This window comes from Amycolatopsis sp. NPDC003861 (assembly GCF_053605405.1).
Genome location: NZ_JBSGJD010000225.1, coordinates 1 through 16,253 on the forward strand (window position 1 = coordinate 1; position 16,253 = coordinate 16,253).

Here is a 16,253-nt window from a genome sequence, read left to right on the forward strand (position 1 = left end):
CCGGCTCGACCTTGACGCCGTCGCGTTCGGTGCGCCAGTCGAGGCAGAAGACGCAGCCGTTGATCTGCGCGATGATCTTTTCGATGTTGCGTTCCGCCAGTGCGGTGATCGTGACGAACGGGTTGACGCTCGTGTTGCCCGGGATCAGCGAGCCGTCGATCGCGTACAGGCCCTGGTACCCGGCGAGCCTGCCGTAGTTGTCGGTCGCCTTGCCGAGCACCGCGCCGCCGAGCGGGTGGTAGGTGAGATGGTCGCCCCAGATCTTGTACGTGCCGAAGAGGTCGGTCCGGTAGATCGTGCCCTCGGTCGAGTTGATCTTGTCGAAGATGGTCTTCGCCATGTCGATCGACGGCTGCTTCCACGCCGTTTGCCAGCTGAGGTCCACCGCGCGCGTCGCCGGGTTCCAGGTGAACTGCGCCCGGTTCGGGTTCTTGGTGATCGACAGGTAGAACGACGCCCACGTCTCGATCCCGGTCGGCAGCGGCGCGACCTCCGCGAAGGCACCGCCCGCGTTCCAGTTGTCGATGCCGCCGCACGGGATGGTCGACTGGGAGGCCCCGGTCGGGTCCCAGATGTGGTTGGCCCGCCCCACCATCACGTTCCCGTTGTCGCCCCAGTTCTTGCCGATCTCGCCGTTCAGGTTCGGCAGCGCGCCGGTCGCCTTCAGCTTGACCAGCAGCTTGCTCGTGCCGACGCTGCCCGCGGCGAAGAACACCGTGTCCGCCGTGACGGTCTTGATCGTGGACACCGCCCCCGCGGTGGTGAGCTGCTCGATCGTCACCGTGTAACCACCGCCGGAAGCCGGCACCACCTGCGTCACGCGGTGCAGCGGCGAAATGGTGACCCGGCCGGTCGCGGTGATCTTCGGCAGGTAGGTCTTCTGCAGCGACTTCTTGCCGTAGTTGTTGCCGAACAGGATTTCCCCGGCCAGCGCCGACTTCGGGACGGTGCCCGCCGCCTCCTGCTCCATGTAGGCCCAGTCGTACACGTCCGGCACGAACACGAACGGGAAACCGGACCGCTGGGCCTGTTTCCGGCCGACGCGCGCGAACTGGTACCAGTCGGTGGAGTCGAACCAGGCCGGGCGGACGGTGGCGACCCCGAGGCCGGCGTTCGCGCGCGGGTAGTAGACGTCGTACATCTCGTTCGCGTCCACGGTGGGCAGGATGGCGCCGAAGTTCTCCCGCTTCGGCGTGACGGCCATGCCGCCGTTGACGAGCGAGCCGCCGCCGACGCCGCGGCCCTGGTACACGGTGATCCCGCTGAACTCCTCGGCGTCGAGGATGCCCGTGTAGCGCGGGATGTCCTTGTCGATCGGGAACCCGAGGAAGTTGGAAAACGGCTGCTTCGTCCTGGTGCGCAACCAGAACGAGCGCTGGTCCGGATTGGGCGTGGCGCAGAAGATCTTGCCGTCGGCGCCCGGGGTGTCCCAGGCCATGCCCATCTCGACCAGCTGCACGTCGATGCCGGCCTGGGCGAGCCGGAGAGCGGCGACCGAGCCGCCGTAACCCGAACCGATCACCAGCGCGGACACGCGGGAGCCGTCGCCGATGGCGGCCGGTGCGGCGGACTGCGCCGAGGCTCGACCGGCCAATGCGGCGCTCGCTAAGATAGAACCAGTTCCAGCAAGAAAGAGGCGACGGGATACAGAGCCAGAGTTTGTTCTCCACACGGGTTCGACACTCATGTGTTGTTCCTCACCGTTGAGGTATTTAGAACAAGTTATAGCTCGATGGTGCAGACAAGTCGACATATACCCACGAGTAACCTGGCGGGGTGGCGAGCACGTGCCGCTGAATGGGCCATGATGGACGACTGTGGAGTCCACCCGAGTGGACCGCTGGCTCTGGGCGGTCCGGCTGACGAAGACGCGCCCGGACGCGGCGGCGGCCTGCCGAGGCGGCCACGTGCGCGTCAACGACAAACCGGCCAAGCCGGCGACCACGGTCGTCCCGGGCGACGAGGTCCGCCTGCGCGTCGGCGGGACGACGAAGGTGCTCGACGTGGTGAGGGTGATCCAGAAGCGCGTGGGAGCCCCGGACGCGGCGACGTGCTACGTGGACCGCACGCCGAAGCCGCCCCCGGAGACGGCGATCCCGGTCGCCCGCCGCGACCGCGGCACCGGGCGGCCGACCAAACGGGAGCGCCGCGTGCTGGACGCGTTCCGGTCCCAGCAGGAGCCGTAGGGCGGTAGGCCCCTCGGCCGCCACGGAAGTCCGGAGGGCCACGAGAACCGCTGCGCCGCGTGCTGGACGCATCCCGGCCCCGGCAGGAGCCGTAGGGCGGCAGACCCCTCAGCCGCCATGGAAGTTCGGAGGGCCACGAGAACCGCTGCGCCGCCACGAACGCGACCCTCCCGTCCGGAGCCTCGGCGCGGCAGGGTCCTCGGCCGCCACGGATGGCCGCGCAGGCCTAGGTCATCTCCCCCGTCGATCGACGGATCGTCGCCTCTTTCGCGGCCTTCCCGGAAATAGCCGGGAATCCGCGCGGGCCGGGTCCATCTCCGTGGCGTGGGGGTAGTTCCCGCACGGAGGGAAACCATGACCACCACCCCGGACCACCCGCTGGCCGCAGCCCGGCCGCTCGTGGTGCGCTACTGCCGCGCGCGCCTGGACCCCGACTCGGCCGATGACGTCGCCCAGGACGTCTGCGTGGCCCTGCTCACGGCCCTGCCGCGGCGGCCGCCGGGACGTCCGCTGCCCGGCTTCGTCTGCGACATCGCCCGCACCAAGGTCACCGCCGCGCGGAAGGCCGCCGCGCGGCCGGACGAGCCGGTCGCCGAACTGCCCGATGCGGCCGACTCGTCGCTCGATCCCGCGCACCACACGCTCCGGCGCGAACTGCGCGAGCGGGTGGCGAAGCTCCTGGGCGTGCTGCCCCGGAAACAACGCGAGATCGTCGTCCTGCGCGTGGTCGTCGGCCTGTCCGCGGAGGAGACCGCCGCCGCGGTGGGCTCGACGCCGGGTGCGGTCCGCGTCGCCCAGCACCGGGCGCTCGGGCGGCTCCGCCGGGTCGTCGCGACGGCTACCCTGGCCAGGTGAGCGACAGCGAGAATTTCGAAGGACGCGACGTCGGGTCCGGAGTCTCGGTCATCCGCGAAAGCACGGACGTCGTCGGCTCCGGGCCGCGGCTGCACCGGCACCCCTACACCGAGACGTTCGTGATCATCCGCGGGCGGGCGCGGTTCACCGTCGGCGACGAAGAGCGCGACGGCGGCGCCGGGGACGTGCTCGTCGTCCCGGCGGGCACGCCGCACAAGTTCGCCGTGCTCGGCCCCGGCGTCTACGAGGCCGTGCACATCCACGAAAGCGACCACTTCATCACCGAATGGCTCGAGTGACGCCTACAGCTCGCCGATCATGCCGCGCAGCTTCGTCAGGGCGCGGAACTGCGTGATCCGGACGTTGCCGGCGGAGATGCCCAGCGCCTCCGCCGTCTCGTTCGCCGACAGGCCGGCGACGATCCGCAGCGACAGGATGTCCTGGTGCAGCGGCGGCAGCAACGCCAGCAGCCGGCCCAGCCGGGCCCCCAGGTCGAGCTCGAGGACGTGGTTCTCCGGCTCGTTGCCGCCCAGCGGCCGGTCCGGCAGCTCCGGCACCGGCTTCGACCGGTCCCGGGCCACCGAGCGGAACGCGTCGGCGACCTTGTTCGCCGCGATCGCGCGCACGAGGTACAGGAACGAGCCCCCGCGGTCCTGGTACCCCGGCAGCACCTTCAGCACCGCCAGGCACACCTCCTGGGCGACGTCGTCGGCGGACAGGTAGGACAGGTCCCGGCCGCCGATCCGCGCCCGGCAGTACCGCACCACCGTCGGCTTGATCAGCCGCAGCAGCGCCTGGACCGCCTCCGGGTCGCCGTCGCGCGCCGCCGCCACCACCGGGTCGAGCTGTTCCTTGGCCAGGCCACCCTCCGGCCTCGGCGAATCCGCCAGCACGGTGTAGCCGTCGACGGCCTCCGCCGCCTCCGCGATCATGGTTTCCACGCGCCCTCCTCGTGCCCGCCACCGGGAGCGTCCGTCCACAACGGACAGTGTGGTGCCTGGACGTCCCCGATCCGTCATATGGCGTAATCGAGGCGCTGACCTGCAACGTTGCACGGTGCTGGTGGTTGTCCAGGTATTGTCCGTTAATCGTTCACGACCCCGTCCGAACGGCCGCCGGGCACCTTCGGCGTACGGGACAAAATGTGGACGGAAAGCGGACGATCAAGCCCAGCGGATTCCGTAGGCGAAGCCCGGCTCGAGGTCCCGGAACCGGACGTGCACCTCGCCGGCGTCGTCGGCCGGCAGCACCGCACCGGCGCGCGAGGAGTCGTCGGCCGGGGAAACCCCGTCCTGCCGCACGATCCGCCTCGGCACGCGGTCACCGAACCGGACGTGCAGATCGAAAAGATCGCACGGGTGGCGCGGCACGCAGAGGTAACGCGGTTCTCGCAGGTTCGCCCGGAATCGCAGCCCGACCTCGTGCCGCGCGCCCCGGCGCAACGGCTCCGGCAGCCGCAACACGAGCCCGATCCGGTCACTCGATTCCATCACCCGGTGCGTTAGCACCCCACCGTGGAACACGTCGACTCCGAACTCCGACTCGTGCACCGAAACGCCCGGTTCGCCGGTGACCGGCAACGTCAGCGCCAGGTCGAGGACGGCGATTTCGTCGGCGTCGGCGACCACCCGCCGGAATTCGAACGCCTCCGGCACCGGTTGATCGAGAGCCAGCGTGACGCGCAGTTCTTCGGTGTGCCAGCCGCGGCCCGGATAGTGCCGCGGCGCCGGCACGGCCGCCGCGACGGCCAGCGCGGCGATCTGCTCGATCCCCTCGTCGATCCGCCGCCGGACCGTCCGGTCGTCCCGGTCGAGCGTGATCGCGGCCCAGTGCACCCGTTCCTGGTAGAACGGTTTCCGCGCCCGCTCCTCGAGCGCGAATGCGGCCAGCAAAGCGATCTTCAGATCGTCCGGCAGCGACTCGACCAGCGGGCGCAATCGGTCGGACAGCTTACGCCGCATCTCCACGGTTCCGTCATCTTCGACAATGCCGCAAGTGGTGCGCAATGCGGGGCCGATCCGGTCCGCGAGCGGTGTCGTGAAAATTGCCCTCCCTTTGCGCAGGGCCTTGAGTTCGCCGACCACGTCCGCCGCACTGAGGCTCACCGTTCCCCTCCCCTTCCACGCACGGAGGTCAATGGTCGCCAGCGCCACCGCCGATGTCCAGTCGATCACGCTCCGGCAAACGGATCGTTATCCCGCGGTTTCCTTTTCCGCCATCCGGGTAATGGCGAAACTTGTTGGCGTTGTGTTCACAGCGACCGCATTGCGGCGCAACGATTCCGGGCGGAAACTCACGCGACCACCGCTGTCGAACGTGTCGAAATGACCGGAGCGCCTTCGCCGGCGCGGCGCGCTTTCCGGCCCCGGCGGCGTTCACCCGGGCGGCGCACCACCCCCGCGGGTGAACGTGACCGGGCCGCTGCCCCGGCGCCGGTTGACGGCGTCCCGCCGGGGGTACTTGTTGATCATGAGCCCGAGGATGTGGCGCCTGCTGATTTCGGGGTCGCTGCGGCTGTTCCTGATCAGCGCCGTACCGGCCGCCGCGCACCTGTCCGTGCTCGTCGGACTGGCGGCGGCGGTGATCGCGTTCGTCGTGCCGGCCCCGCGCGCCCGGCACGACGACCGGGGTGCGGGCTAGGCCGCCGGCCAGGAGCGGAGTTTCTCCGGGTTCCGGACCGCCCAGATCCGCCGGACCGCCTCCCCGGCGACCTCGAACGCCAGCACCGCCACCAGGGCGCCGTCCCGCCGGGCGACCAGCCCCGGCCGCCCGTTGACGGTCGCCTCCACCAGCGACAACGGCGCGATCCGGCGCGTGAGGTCCACGGCGTACCGCGCCACCCGCTCGCCGCCCACGATCGGGCGACGCACGGCGCTGACCAGGCCACCGCCGTCCGCGACGACCGTGGCCTCCGGGTCGAGCAGGCCGACCAGTCCCTCGATGTCCCCCGCCTCCCAGGCCGTCTTGAAGGCGCGGACCACCTCGGCGCTCTCCCGGGCCGGCTCCGGGGCCCGGGCGGCCCGGACGCGGCGGCGGGCGGAGGAGGCCAGCTGGCGCGCCGCCGCCGGGGAGCGGCCCAGGACGGCCGCCACCTCGGCGAACGGGTAGCCGAAGACGTCGTGCAGGACGAAGGCCACCCGCTCGGCCGGCGTCATGGCCTCCAGCACGACGAGGAACGCCATGGTGACCGACTCGTCCAGCGTGACGCGGTCGGCCGGATCGGTGCCGGCGCCGGCCTCGCCGGGCAGCGGCTCCGGGAGCCACTCGCCGATGTACCGCTCCCGGCGGACGCGGGCCGACCGCAGCTGGTCGAGGCAGATCCGGCTGGCCACCGTCGTCAGCCACGCCCCGGGCGACGCGATGGCCTCCCGCTGCGGCCCGGACAGCGCGTACCACCGGCCGTACGCCTCCTGGACGACGTCCTCGGCGTCGCTCAGCGAACCGAGGAGCCGGTAGGCGAGGCCGGTCAGCTGCCGCCGCTCCTGCAAGAGATCAGTCACACCACTCCGACGATCCGGGACGGCGGTTTGTGACGTCGCCTCACAACCGGGCGAGCCGTTTCGTCAGGACCCGAAACGACGAAAGGAAAACAGATGTCCCGTCTTCCCGACCCGTCGCAGTTCTTCCCCGAGATGGGCGACATCGCCGGCGCGCTGACCAGGATCACCATGAACGGCTCGATCCCGCGGAGCACGATCCACCTGGTGCAGCTGCGCATCGGCCAGCTGGTCGGCAGCACGTACCACACGATCAGGCAGGCCGAGCTGCTCCGCAAAGCGGGGGCGAGCGAGGAGCAGGTCACGTCCGTGGCGTCCTGGCCGACCTCGCCGTACTTCAGCGAGGAAGAGCGCGTGGCACTGGAGCTCGCCGAGGCGGTCTTCACGGCGCGTTCGACGACCGAGCGGGTGCCGGACGAGCTCTTCGCCCGGGCGTCCGCGTGCTACGACGACAAGGCGTTGTGGACGCTCACGCTCGTGCTGAGCCAGATGAGTTACTTCGTCCCGGTGGCGCTGATCGCCAAGCCGATCCCGGGCCTGCCACTGGGGAAGAACTACCGCTGACCGGCCGCGGCGCCGCCCTCACCCGCGGCGCCGCACACACCGGCCGCGCAGCACCACCGCCGCCGGGTCCGCCAACTGATCCGGTTCGACACGCGGATCCCGGTCGTACACCACCGCGTCCGCCGGCGCGCCCGGCTCCAACCCGCCGAGCCCCAGGTACTCCCGCGCGCTCCACGACGCCGCCGCCAGTGCCTCGTGCGGTGGCACTCCCGCGGCCAGCAACGCCCGGATCTCCGCGACGATCCCGCCGTGCGGCAGGGAATCCGTGCCCGCCAGCACGCGCACGCCCGCTTCCGCCGCGGCCGCGGTCAGTGCTCCGTGGACCCGCGCGCCGCTCAAGTACCACGTCCGGGCCGGGCTGTCCGGCTGCCGTTCCCGGCGCCCTAGGCTCTCCGTGATCGTCGACAGCGTCGGGGTCAACGCCGTCCCCTGGGCGGCCATCCGCGCCAGGAGACCCGGGTCCAGGCACATGCCGTGTTCGAGGGAGTCGACACCCGCCAGCACCGCCGCGGCACCGCCCTCGGGGTGCTGGCTGTGCACCGCGACCCGGCCGCCGACGGCGTGCACCTCGCGCACCACCGCCCGCAGCACGTCCACCGGGACCGCGGAATCGCCGACCCGCCAGTCCGCGATGATCTTCGCCCACCCCGTGCGCGCGGCCTGCACCGCCGCCAGCGCCGGGAGCTCGTCGTGCGCCGCGCGGCGGCCCCAGCCGTCGAAGAACTGGCCTTCCTGCGCCAGCCACGGTCCCGCGTGCCGGGCCCGCGGCACGTCGGGGTCCTCGCCGAACCACGGCGGCGGCTCGCCCGGCAGGCCCGGCGAGCGGATCAGCGTGACCCCGGCGTCGACGTGCTGGTGCAGGTGCGCGCGGAGCAGCTCGTCGTCCATCGGCTGCCCCGGCGCCTCCGCACCGGGGTGGGTGTGCGCGTCGACCAGGCCGGGCAGCAGCCAGCCTTCGGCGACCAGGGTCGCGCCGGGCACCGGGTCGGTCGTCCAGCGGTCGCCGTCGGCGTAGAGGTCGGTGTACTCGCCGCTCGGCAGCGCGTACCCCCGGATGCGCGTGATCACCACTTCGACCGTACCCGCGTACGCAGCCCGGCGTAGGCGCAAGTGCCGTCCGGCGGCGGACGCTCGCGAGCGCCGCGATCCCGACCATGGGAGACGCCAGAAGGAGGCCACCGTGACCCTGCCCGTGGAGACCACCGCGCTGACCAAGCGCTACGGCGAGATCGCCGCTGTCGAAGACCTGAACCTGTCCGTGCCCGCCGGCGAGGTCTACGGCTTCCTCGGCCCGAACGGCGCCGGCAAGACGACGACGCTGCGGATGCTGCTCGGCCTGATCCGGCCGACCGCCGGCCGCGTCCGGCTGCTCGGTGCCGAACCGGGCCCCGCCAGCCTCGCCCGCGTCGGTGCCCTGATCGAAGGCCCCGCCTTCTACCCGTACCTGTCGGGCCGGGCCAACCTGCGGGTGCTCGCCGACCACGCCGGGGTGCGCCGGACGCGCGTCGACGCCGTGCTCGACGTCGTCAGCCTCACCGACCGCGCCAAGGACCGGTACGCGACCTACTCGCTCGGCATGAAGCAGCGGCTCGGCCTGGCCGCGGCGCTGCTGAAGGACCCTGAGCTGGTGGTGCTCGACGAGCCGACCAACGGCCTCGACCCGGCGGGCATGGCCGACATGCGGGTCACCCTCCGCAAGCTGGCCGCGGGCGGCTGCACCGTGCTGCTGTCCAGCCACCTGCTGGCCGAGGTCGAGCAGATCTGCGACCGCGTCGGCGTCCTCGACCACGGCCGGCTCGTCACCGAGACCACGGTCGAGGACCTGCGCGCGGGTGGCGCGCTGCGCGTCGTCGCCGATCCGCTCCCGAACGCCCGCGAGCACCTCGGCCGCCTCTTCGGGCTGTCCCGCATCCGTCTCGACGGGACCGCGCTCGAACTCGACGTCGCCCCGGAGCAGGCCGGGCGGGTCAACGCCGAGCTGGTCGGCGCCGGGTTCGTCGTCACCGAACTGCGCTGGCACGAACCCGACCTGGAACAGACCTTCTTCGCCCTGACCGGAGGTAGCCCCGATGCTGCGTGACATCCGCGCCGAGCTGACCAAGCAGTCCCGCCGTCCGGCGACCTGGCTGCTGCTGGCCGTCGCCGTCGTCCTGACGCTGATGTTCGGGTACGCCGTCCCGTACGCGGGCCTGAGCGGGGCGGCGTCCGGGCCACCGGGCAGCGGCCGCGGGCTGGCCGCGCTGCTGCCGGACGCCTTCGTCGGCAGCGCTCTGGGCGGGCTGCCGATCTTCGTCGGGGCGTTGGCGCTGATCTTCGGCGTGCTGGTCGCCGGGAGCGAATACGGTTACGGCACCTGGAAAACCGTGCTCGTGCAGCACCCGTCACGGGTGGTGGTGTACGGCGCGAAGCTGGTCACGGTCGCGCTGGCCGCCCTCGCCGCGGTGCTGACGTTGTTCGCGACGACGGCGGGGGCGAGCGCGCTCGTGGCGTCGCTCGAAGGGCAGCCGATCGGCTGGCCGGCGGTGTCCGACGTCCTGACCGGCCTCGGCGCGGGCTGGCTGGTGGCGACCATGTGGGGCGCGCTCGGGGTGCTGCTGGCGATCGGCCTGCGCTCGGTGGCGCTCCCGATCGGGCTGGGGCTGGTGTGGCTGCTCGCGGTGCAGAACCTGCTCGCGTCGATCGCCGCGCCGCTGCTGGACTGGGTCGCGCAGCTGCAGAAGGCCCTGCCGGGCCCGAACGCGGGCGCGCTGGCCGCCGCGTTCGGGGCGAGCGCACCGGGGGTCGAGCAGGTGGTCGGGGCCGGGCAGGCGACAGCGGTGCTGGCGGCGTACGTGCTCGCGTTCGGCGCCCTCGGGGGTTGGCTGCTGCAGCGCCGCGACATCGCCTGACTCGCGCACCCTCGACGCCGAGCCCGCCCCGGCCTACCCCGGAAGCGACCCGCCCGCATCACCGCCTGACCGGCGCCGGTGCCGGTGCGCTTGTGGTTGATCACGCCCGGTGTAGTGTTTGCCGGTCCGACCGGCGTGCGTGACCGCGTGAGGTGCCATGACAGTGCGACGGTACCCAGTGGCCATCCTGCTCGTCCTCGTCACGGCGGCCGTGGTCGTGGTGAACGGCTTCGCCTTCTGGGGCGACACCTTCGCCCTGTGGATCGACGACGCCCTGCAGCTCGGGGCCGGGGTCACCGGGATCGTCTGCGGCATCGTCGTCGCCCGGCGGGTGCGGGGGCACCAGCGGTGGTGGCGGGTGCTGGTCGCGATCGGCATGACCGGCTGGTCGCTCGGCCAGTGCGTCTGGTCCTACTACCAGCTGGTCGACGGCCGCGGGCTGCCGTCGCCGTCGCTGGCCGACGTCGGGTACCTGAGCTTCCCGCTGTTCGCGCTCCCGGCGCTGTTCGTGCTCGCCCGGGCCCGCGCGCGGCCGGACCGCGAACGCTGGCAGCCGGCACAGTGGACCGCCCACTTCGGGGTCGCCGTGGTGCTCGACGGCCTGGTCGTCACCGGCTCGCTGTTCATCCTCACCTGGACCGCCGCGCTCGGGCAGGTGGTCCAGGCCACCGGGCCGGACGCGCTGACCTGGGCCGTCGCCATCGCCTACCCGCTGACCGATCTGGTCGTCGTGGTCGTCGCCGTGCTGCTGGTCGTGTTCGACCGGGTGGACCGCCCCTACCGCGCGAACCTGCTGCTCGCCGCCCTCGGGATCGTCGCGCTGGCCTGTTCCGACAGCGTGTTCGCCTACCTGGTCAGCATCGGCGCGGAAAGCATGAAGCCGTGGTCGGACGCCGGATTCGTGCTCGGCCCGCTGTTCATCGCCTTCGCCCTGCTGGTCACGCCCAACACGCGGCGGCGGGACGACGCCGGCCAGGCGGTCGGCGTCGACTGGTGGCAGGTGGCGCTGCCGTACCTGCCGGTCACCGCGGTCGCGCTGCTGATCACCGTGCAGATCGTGGCCGGGGCCGGCCCGGACGGCGTCGAGGTGCTCGTCGGCGCGCTGGTGGTGTTCCTGGTGCTGGCCCGGCAGCTGCTTTCGTTGCTGGACAACCGGTTGCTGCTGCGCCGGGTGTACGAGGGCCAGCAGGCGCTGACCCACCAGGCCTACCACGACCCGCTGACCGGCCTGGCCAACCGCGCGCTCTTCGCCGACCGGCTGGACCGCGCCATCGAGCAGGGCGCCGAAGGGCCGCTCGTGCTGATCTTCGTCGACCTCGACGACTTCAAGGAGGTCAACGACCGGTTCGGGCACGCGGGCGGCGACGTCCTGCTGCACGCGGTCGCCCAGCGGCTGCTGAGCTGCGTCCGCGCGGGCGACACCGTCGCGCGCCTGGGCGGCGACGAATTCGCGATCCTGCTGGAGGGCGAGGTCGACGCCCCGCAGGCGGTCGCCGACCGGATCCAGAGCGCGCTGCGGCGGCCGTTCGCGGTGCACGGCACGCTGGTGCCGGTCCGCGCGAGCATGGGCCTGGTCGTGCCGGACCCGGCCGAGCCGGCGGTGACGTCGGACGTGCTGCTGGGCCGCGCGGACACGTCGATGTACGCGGGCAAGCGGCTCGGCAAGGACACGACGGTCGTCTACCACCCGTCGCCGGACGGGCCGCCCGACTTCCCGTCGGCGCTGCGCCGCGGCGGTCTCCCGGAGGGGTTCGCGCTGGTGTTCCAGCCGATCGTCCGGCTGGCCGACGAGCAGCCGGTGGCGGTGGAGGCGCTGGCCCGCTGGACCACCCGGGACGGCACCTCGGTGTCGCCCGAGACGTTCGTCCGCGCGGCGGAAGGCGCCGGTCTCGGCGCGGAACTGGACGCGCTGGTGCTGGACCTCGCCTGCCGCGAGATCACCGCGGCCGGGATCGACCTGACCGTGCACGTGAACGTGTGCGCGAGCCGGCTCGGCGCCGCCACGCTGGAGGAGAGCGTCGGGTCCGCGCTGGACCGGTACGGCCTGCCGGCGGACCGCCTGATCGTCGAGATCACCGAAACGGTGCCGGTCCCGGACCTGGCGGCGGGCGCGGCCGCGATCCGGCGCCTGCAGGACTTGGGCGTCCGGGTGGCCCTCGACGACTTCGGCGCGGGGTACAGCTCCCTGACGGTGCTGCACGCGCTGCCGGTCGACCTGATCAAGCTGGATCGCGCGCTGACCACCGGTGTGCGCCCGGACCGCGACGCGGCCCTGTGCCGATCGCTGGTCGGCCTGTGCGCCGACCTCGACGTGGCCGTGGTCGCCGAGGGCATCGAAACGGCCGAGCAGGCCGAACTGGTCACCCGGGCGGGCTGCACGACCGCCCAGGGCTACCGCTTCGGCCGCCCGGCCCCGCTGTCTTCGCTGCGGCTGTCGACGCTCTCGGCCGGTTAATCCGGCGGGATCACGCCGAAGATCGTCGCCGTCGAGCCCGCGCCGTTGCGGTTGATCGGGCCGCCGGCGAGGACCCAGGCACCCGTCGTCGGCAGGGCCTTCAGGTTCGCCAGGATCTCCAGGCTGATCCGGTGCCGCCGGTAGACCAGCTTGGACACCGTGTACGTCTCGTCGGTGCCGACGTCGGGGCTGAACGTGTCGGTGCCCGTCCCGCCGCGGCGACCCAGCCGGCCGGTGTCGATCAGCCACTGCACCGCCGGGATCGAGAACCCGGGCTGGTGCAGGACGCCGTCCGCGCCGGTGTTCGGGAAGGCCGGGGTGCCCCACTTGGCGTCCCAGCCGGTCCACAGCACGACGACGGACTCGTTCGGGATCCGGCCGTGGCGCTTCTCCCACGCCTTGAGGTCGTCGATCGTGACCGCGTAGTCCGGGTTGTGCGCCGCCTTCGCCCGGACGTCGATCTTGACGGCGGGCCGGAACAGGTCCGCCGGGTCCATGTCGTCGGCGAGCGGCTCCCCGGTGTTGAAGTGGCCGGGCGCGCCCCAGTGCGTCCCGGTGTGCTCGCCTTCGCGGACGAACTGCAGGTAGTAGCCGTCTTCGGGGATGGTGGCGATGGTTTCCAGCTCGAAGGCCGGGTCCCCGGGGAAGACGTTGGTCGTGGCGGGGTCGTTGACGTGCGAGAGGTTGACCAGGTTCAGCTGGTCGAGCCGCACCGGCGGCGCGGCTCCGGTGACTTCCGAGGCTTGCGCCGTCCGCCCGGACAGCGCGGCGCCGAACACCCCGGCCAGCCCCGCGGCCAGCACCCTGCGTCTCATCGGCATGAGGGATCACCTTTCGGCCTTGTTTCCACGGTCATATCACCCGGACTGGGCGCAGCCAATGAGTTGCGCGAAGATGTGGTCGTGGACAACGACATCGAAGACAACGCCGACAACGGCATCCTCGACCCCGAGGACACTTTGGACGACCGCGACGAGCTCGCGGAGGGTTATTCACCACCGGAACGCGCGCAGGCCACCGAAGGCTGGGGCACCACTGCGCGCGAGACGGCGGAGGGTGAGAGCTGGGCGGGCCGCCTCGCCCGCGAAGTCCCCGACCTGGCCGACGACCTCGACGACGACGGCTTGGGCGACACCGAGGACACCGACGGCGAGCTGATCGACGACGAGGTCGGCGACGTCCGCGCGGGCCGCTTGGTCGCCACGGACGAAGGCTTCGGCGAAGACACCGACGAAGAGCTGTACGCCTCGGACGCCGGCATCGACGACGGCGCGGCTTCGGCGGAGGAAGCGGCGGTCCACGTGATCGACCCGTCCCGACGCTGGTGAGTCAGCAGAAGCTCCGGCCCGGCCGCCAGGGGCACCGGTTCGAGGATCCGGTCACCGGGCGGCGGAGTCGTACTCGCGGACCGCGGCCAGGTACTCGCCGATCGCGTCGCGGTTGCGCAGCAGGCATTCCGCGCGCCGGGTCATGCGGTCGCGCTCGGCTTCCAGGGTCGCGATCATCTCCGGGGTCGCGTCCGGGAAGTAGATCGTGCGGGGTTTGTCCAGGCAGGGCAGGATCTGCTTGATGATCCGGGTGGGCAGGCCGGCGTCGAGCAGGCCGCGCACCTGGATCACCCGGTCGACCGTCGGCTCGTCGTAGTCGCGGTAGCCGTTCGGGCCGCGGCTCGCGATGATCAGGCCCTGTTCCTCGTAGTACCGGAGGAGCCGCCGGGACGTGCCCGTGCGCTCCGCGAGCTCGCCGATCCGCATGTGCCCCACCTCACGTAGACCTTCACATCAATGTGAGGGTTCGAGCATAGCGGCATGACGAACATCCGGACCCGCCCTCTTCCGCTCACCGCCCTCCTCGCCCTGACCACCGCCGCGTTCGTCACCGTGCTCACCGAGGCGCTGCCGGCCGGCGTGCTGCCCGGGATGAGCGCCGGTCTCGGCGTCGGCGAAGCCGCGGCCGGCCAGGCGGTGACGATCTACGCGCTCGGCACCGCGCTGACCGCGATCCCGCTGTCGGCCGCCACCGCGGGCTGGTCCCGCAAACGCTTGCTGCTCACCGGGGTCGCCGGGTTCGCGGTGGCCAACACGGTCACGACGCTGTCCTCGGACTACGCGCCGACGATGGTGGCGCGCTTCGTCGCCGGGGTGGCCGCGGGCGTGGTCTGGGCGCTGCTCGCCGGCTACGCGCGCCGGCTCGTCCCGGGCAACCAGGGCCGGGCCATCGCGATCGTGATGGCCGGCATCCCGCTGGCCCTCTCGCTCGGCATCCCGGCCGGGACGTTCCTGGGCGGCCTGCTCGGCTGGCGCTCGGCGTTCGGCGTCATGTCGGCGATCGCGGTCGTCCTGCTCGGGTGGATCGCCGCGGCGGTCCCGGACCAGCCGGGGCAGACGACCGGCCGGACGCCCGTCCTGCGCACGCTCGGCGTCCCCGGTGTCGTGCCCGTGCTCGCCGTGACGCTCGTGTTCGTGCTGGCCCACACCGTGCTCTACACCTACGTCGCCGCCTTCCTCGGCCACGCCGGGATGGCGGACGCGGTGGACGTCGTGCTGCTGGTGTTCGGGATCGCGTCGATGGCCGGCATCGCCATCGTCGGCGCCCGGATCGACCGCGCACTGCGGGCGCTGACGGTGCTCAGCACCGTCGGCGTCGCGCTGGCGGCGACGCTGCTGGCGGTGTTCGCGCACAGCCCGGCGCTGGTCTACGTCGCGGTGGCGCTCTGGGGACTCGGCTGGGGCGGCGTCCCGACGCTGCTGCAGACGGCGGCCGGAACCGCCGGCGGCGCCGCGGCCGACAACGCGCAGGCCATGCTCGTCACGCTGTGGAACGCGGCGATGGCCGCGGGCGGCGTGGCCGGCGGGGTCCTGCTCGACACCGCCGGGCCGGCGTCGTTCCCCTGGACGCTGCTCGTGCTCCTGCTGCCGGTGCTCGCGGTGGTCCTCGGCGCCCGGCGGCACGGGTTTCCCCGCCCGGTCCTGAGGGGTCCTGAGTGGACGAAGGGCCCGGACGCGCTCGCGCCCGGGCCCTCCAGCTTTCAGCAGCGGCCGGCGATGGCCCGCAGCAGTTCCGCGTTCGCCGTGTCGCCCGAAAGCTCCCAGGCGAACACGCCGCCGAGCCCCTGCGACTTCGCGTACCCGGCCTTGGCCGACGCCGTCTCGGGGGTGTCGTAGCTCCACCACTGCGAGCCGCACTTCGCGTACGCCGTACCGGCGATCTTGCCGTTGGCGGGGCACCGGGTCTTGAGGACCTTGTAGTCCTCGACGCCCGCCTCGTAGGTGCCGGGCGCCGGGCCGGTCGCCGTGCCGCCGGGCTGCTTCTGCGTCACGCCGTCCCAGCCGCGGCCGTAGAACCCGAGGCCCAGCAACATCTTCGACGACGGCACGCCCTGGTGGCGCAGCTTCTGGATGGCCGCGTCCGCGTAGTAGCCGGCGGTCGGGAGGCCGGGGTAGGCGCGCAACGGCGAGTGCGGCGCGGTCGGCCCGTTCGGACTGGCGCCGGCGACGAAGTAGTCGTAGGTCATCACGTTGTACCAGTCGAGGTACCGGCTCGCGGCGCCGTACTCGGTGGCGTCGATCTTGCCGTTCTTCGAGCCGTCGGCGGTGATCGCGGCGGTCACCAGCTGGCGCCCGAACTTCGCGCGCAGCGCCTTGACCAGCCCGGTGAACGCCTTCGGGCCGCTGGTGTCGCAGGTGTCCCCGCAGGCGTTGGGGTACTCCCAGTCGATGTCGATGCCGTCGAAGACACCGGCCCAGCGCGGGTCGTTGACCAGGTTGTAGCAGGATTCCGCGAACGCGGCCGGGTTCTTCGCCGCCCG

At 72.2% G+C, this 16,253-nt stretch carries 18 protein-coding genes and 1 pseudogene; 11 read left to right on the forward strand and 8 right to left on the reverse strand.

Features of this window, described 5'->3' with window-relative positions:
* Window positions 1-1,594: GMC oxidoreductase (locus tag ACWEVN_RS37675; protein WP_452054457.1), on the reverse strand; the 1,594-nt coding region annotated here is incomplete at its 3' end.
* A 238-nt stretch (window positions 1,595-1,832) separates the two neighbouring features.
* On the opposite strand from ACWEVN_RS37675, the gene ACWEVN_RS37680 reads away from it, so the two are divergent.
* From ACWEVN_RS37680 to ACWEVN_RS37690, 3 genes are all read left to right on the forward strand, one after another.
* Complete coding sequence (locus ACWEVN_RS37680) at window positions 1,833-2,186, forward strand: RNA-binding S4 domain-containing protein (protein ID WP_449681248.1); 354 nt, start codon at window positions 1,833-1,835, stop codon at window positions 2,184-2,186.
* 354 nt (window positions 2,187-2,540) lie between these two features.
* The gene (locus ACWEVN_RS37685; RefSeq protein ID WP_452054458.1) at window positions 2,541-3,041 is read left to right on the forward strand and encodes a sigma-70 family RNA polymerase sigma factor; all 501 of its coding nucleotides are present in this window, start codon (window positions 2,541-2,543) and stop codon (window positions 3,039-3,041) included.
* A complete protein-coding gene (locus ACWEVN_RS37690) occupies window positions 3,038-3,340 on the forward strand; it encodes a cupin domain-containing protein (RefSeq protein WP_449681037.1) in 303 nt (100 codons plus the stop codon). The genes ACWEVN_RS37685 and ACWEVN_RS37690 overlap by 4 nt, the downstream gene beginning before the upstream one ends.
* Window positions 3,341-3,343: 3 nt before the next feature.
* On the opposite strand, the gene shbA is transcribed toward ACWEVN_RS37690, so the two are convergent.
* Both shbA and ACWEVN_RS37700 read right to left on the reverse strand, forming a co-directional pair.
* Window positions 3,344-3,973, reverse strand: a complete 630-nt coding sequence (gene shbA, locus ACWEVN_RS37695) for an RNA polymerase sigma factor ShbA (protein WP_449681249.1) — start codon at window positions 3,971-3,973, stop codon at window positions 3,344-3,346.
* A 231-nt stretch (window positions 3,974-4,204) separates the two neighbouring features.
* Window positions 4,205-5,002 (reverse strand): hypothetical protein, encoded by a 798-nt coding sequence (locus ACWEVN_RS37700; protein WP_452054467.1) that lies wholly within the window; start codon window positions 5,000-5,002, stop codon window positions 4,205-4,207.
* Window positions 5,003-5,177: 175 nt separating this feature from the next.
* On the opposite strand from ACWEVN_RS37700, the gene ACWEVN_RS37705 reads away from it, so the two are divergent.
* Window positions 5,178-5,369: a hypothetical protein gene (locus ACWEVN_RS37705; protein WP_452054459.1), complete on the forward strand. Its 192-nt coding sequence runs from the start codon at window positions 5,178-5,180 to the stop codon at window positions 5,367-5,369.
* 141 nt (window positions 5,370-5,510) lie between these two features.
* Window positions 5,511-5,681: a hypothetical protein gene (locus tag ACWEVN_RS37710; RefSeq protein ID WP_310967369.1), complete on the forward strand. Its 171-nt coding sequence runs from the start codon at window positions 5,511-5,513 to the stop codon at window positions 5,679-5,681.
* On the opposite strand, the gene sigJ is transcribed toward ACWEVN_RS37710, so the two are convergent.
* Entirely contained in the window at window positions 5,678-6,541 is an 864-nt protein-coding gene (gene sigJ, locus ACWEVN_RS37715; RefSeq protein ID WP_452054460.1) for an RNA polymerase sigma factor SigJ, read from the reverse strand. The two genes, ACWEVN_RS37710 and sigJ, sit on opposite strands and share 4 nt — an antisense overlap.
* Before the next feature lie 93 nt (window positions 6,542-6,634).
* On the opposite strand from sigJ, the gene ACWEVN_RS37720 reads away from it, so the two are divergent.
* On the forward strand, window positions 6,635-7,102 hold the full coding sequence (locus ACWEVN_RS37720) for a carboxymuconolactone decarboxylase family protein (protein ID WP_452054461.1): 468 nt from the start codon (window positions 6,635-6,637) through the stop codon (window positions 7,100-7,102).
* An 18-nt stretch (window positions 7,103-7,120) separates the two neighbouring features.
* On the opposite strand, the gene ACWEVN_RS37725 is transcribed toward ACWEVN_RS37720, so the two are convergent.
* Entirely contained in the window at window positions 7,121-8,170 is a 1,050-nt protein-coding gene (locus ACWEVN_RS37725) for an amidohydrolase family protein (protein ID WP_449681041.1), read from the reverse strand.
* 112 nt (window positions 8,171-8,282) lie between these two features.
* On the opposite strand from ACWEVN_RS37725, the gene ACWEVN_RS37730 reads away from it, so the two are divergent.
* The 3 genes from ACWEVN_RS37730 (at window position 8,283) to ACWEVN_RS37740 (ending at window position 12,445) form a co-directional block, all read left to right on the forward strand.
* The gene (locus tag ACWEVN_RS37730) at window positions 8,283-9,182 is read left to right on the forward strand and encodes an ABC transporter ATP-binding protein (protein WP_452054462.1); all 900 of its coding nucleotides are present in this window, start codon (window positions 8,283-8,285) and stop codon (window positions 9,180-9,182) included.
* Entirely contained in the window at window positions 9,172-9,990 is an 819-nt protein-coding gene (locus ACWEVN_RS37735) for an ABC transporter permease (RefSeq protein WP_452054463.1), read from the forward strand. The genes ACWEVN_RS37730 and ACWEVN_RS37735 overlap by 11 nt, the downstream gene beginning before the upstream one ends.
* Window positions 9,991-10,153: 163 nt before the next feature.
* The gene (locus ACWEVN_RS37740; protein WP_452054464.1) at window positions 10,154-12,445 is read left to right on the forward strand and encodes a putative bifunctional diguanylate cyclase/phosphodiesterase; all 2,292 of its coding nucleotides are present in this window, start codon (window positions 10,154-10,156) and stop codon (window positions 12,443-12,445) included.
* Here the strand turns inward: ACWEVN_RS37740 and ACWEVN_RS37745 are convergent.
* Complete coding sequence (locus ACWEVN_RS37745) at window positions 12,442-13,266, reverse strand: cyclase family protein (RefSeq protein ID WP_452054465.1); 825 nt, start codon at window positions 13,264-13,266, stop codon at window positions 12,442-12,444. The two genes, ACWEVN_RS37740 and ACWEVN_RS37745, sit on opposite strands and share 4 nt — an antisense overlap.
* A gap of 81 nt (window positions 13,267-13,347) precedes the next feature.
* Between ACWEVN_RS37745 and ACWEVN_RS37750 the strand changes: the two genes are divergently transcribed.
* Window positions 13,348-13,773, forward strand: coding sequence for a DUF5709 domain-containing protein (locus ACWEVN_RS37750; protein ID WP_449681046.1), 426 nt, complete (start codon window positions 13,348-13,350; stop codon window positions 13,771-13,773).
* A gap of 51 nt (window positions 13,774-13,824) precedes the next feature.
* On the opposite strand, the gene ACWEVN_RS37755 is transcribed toward ACWEVN_RS37750, so the two are convergent.
* Window positions 13,825-14,199 (reverse strand): MerR family transcriptional regulator, encoded by a 375-nt coding sequence (locus ACWEVN_RS37755; protein ID WP_449681047.1) that lies wholly within the window; start codon window positions 14,197-14,199, stop codon window positions 13,825-13,827.
* A gap of 54 nt (window positions 14,200-14,253) precedes the next feature.
* Here ACWEVN_RS37755 and ACWEVN_RS37760 point away from each other — a divergent pair.
* A pseudogene (locus ACWEVN_RS37760) lies at window positions 14,254-15,198 on the forward strand (MFS transporter); the annotation flags it as partial.
* A gap of 275 nt (window positions 15,199-15,473) precedes the next feature.
* Here ACWEVN_RS37760 and ACWEVN_RS37765 read toward each other — a convergent pair.
* Window positions 15,474-16,253: glycoside hydrolase family 18 protein (locus tag ACWEVN_RS37765; protein WP_452054466.1), on the reverse strand; the 780-nt coding region annotated here is incomplete at its 5' end.